This is a genomic window from Aeromicrobium sp. PFPM2_SD2, assembly GCF_057364525.1.
Window position 1 is genome coordinate 1 of the sequence record NZ_JBNFNZ010000486.1, and the last position, 1,746, is coordinate 1,746.

A 1,746-nucleotide genomic window follows, 5' to 3' on the forward strand; every position below is an offset into this window, starting at 1 on the left:
CGGCCTCGTCTGCGCGGACGTCAGCGGTGCGCGAGCGCTCGTCGTCCTGCCGGGCGCGCGACGGCTTGGCGCCGAGCTGCGCGGTCGGGACGTCCTTGGTCTCGCGCGCGGTGAGCGCCGCGATCGACGCGACGAGCGCGATGACCGCCGTGAAGCCCGCCGTGACCGTCCAGCCGCCCTCCTCGACGCCGCCCAGGGCGGTGACGATGCTCGGCGCGAACCCGGCCATGAGGAAGCCGAGCTGGGTGCCGATCGCCAGGCCCGAGAAGCGGACGCGGGCGTCGAACATCTCGGCGTAGAACGAGGGCCAGGTGGCGTTCGCCGCGGCGTAGCCGCACGAGAACGTCAGCACGGCGAGCAGGAAGGTCAGCAGCTCGTTGTCCTGGCTCATCGAGAGCAGGTAGAAGGGCATCAGCACGGCGCTGGAGATCGCGCCGTAGACGAAGACCGGCTTGCGGCCGACGCGGTCGGCGAGCATGCCGAACAGCGGCTGGGTGCCGAGCGCCACGACGTTCGCGGCCACGACGAGCCACAGGGTGATCGACTCGTTGACGCCGACCTCCTTGCCGTACGCGATGGCCAGGTTGCCGAACACGGTCGAGATGGCCGCGATGAACGCGCAGCAGACGACGCGCAGGACGTCGGCCCCGTGGTGCTGCAGCAGGTCGACCAGCGGGATCCGGGCGACGTCGCCGGACGCCTTCTTGGCCGCGAACTCCGGCGGCTCGTGCAGGCTGCGGCGGATGAAGTAGGCGACGACCACGACGACGGCGCTGAACCAGAACGGGACGCGCCAGCCCCAGCTGTACTTGATGTCGTCGGGCAGCGACACGACCGGGATGAACACCAGCGCGGCGAGGATCTGGCCGCCCTGGGTGCCGGTGAGCGTCCAGGACGTGAAGAACGAGCGCCGGTCGTCCGGCGCGTGCTCGAGCGTGAGCGAGCTGGCGCCGGCCTGCTCGCCGGCCGCCGAGAGTCCCTGCATGAGCCGGCACAGCACGAGCAGCGCGGGGGCGGCCCAGCCGATGGCGTCGAAGCTGGGCAGGCAGCCGATCAGGAAGGTCGACAGGCCCATGAGCACGAGGGTGAACATGAGCACCTTCTGGCGTCCGACCCGGTCGCCGAAGTGACCCAGGATGACGGCACCGAAGGGCCGGGCGACGTAGGCGAAGCCGAACGTCGCGAACGACATGACGAGCGCCGAGGCGTCGTCGTCGGGAAAGAACACGTGCGGGAAGATCAGCGCCGCGGCGGAGCCGAAGACGAAGAAGTCGTAGTACTCCACGGCGCTGCCCATGAAGCTGGCGAGGGCCGCCTTCTTCGGGGTCTTGGATGCGTCGATGGCCTGCATCGGGGGCTCCTTGCTCAGGATCGGTGCTCGTCGGCCGCGAGGTCGCGGAAGTGACGGAGCATGCGGTCGGGGTCGGGCTCGACACCCGTGACGAGACGGAAGGCGTCGACGGCCTGGTGGACCGCCATGTGGCCTCCGTCGAGGGTGCGGCAGCCCGCGGCCCGGGCTGCGATCAGCAGCGCGGTCTCCAGCGGGCGGTACACGATGTCGGCGACCCAGAGCCCGGGGTGGAGGAGTCGGTCGTCGAGCGGGAGGCCGGGGTGGTCGGCCATGCCGGTGGGGGTGCAGTGCACCAGGCCGGACGCGCCGGGCAGCAGCACCGGGAGCTTGTCGGGGCTCGCGGCGTCCACGCGGGCGTCGGGGAAGCGGGCGGCGAGGTCGCCGGCCAGGGCGTG

At 71.4% G+C, this 1,746-nt stretch carries 1 protein-coding gene and 1 pseudogene; both read right to left on the reverse strand.

Annotated elements, in window-relative coordinates:
• Window positions 1-1,351: MFS transporter (locus tag AC2W7G_RS15400; protein ID WP_485869213.1), on the reverse strand; the 1,351-nt coding region annotated here is incomplete at its 3' end.
• A 14-nt stretch (window positions 1,352-1,365) separates the two neighbouring features.
• A pseudogene (locus AC2W7G_RS15405) lies at window positions 1,366-1,746 on the reverse strand (shikimate dehydrogenase); the annotation flags it as partial.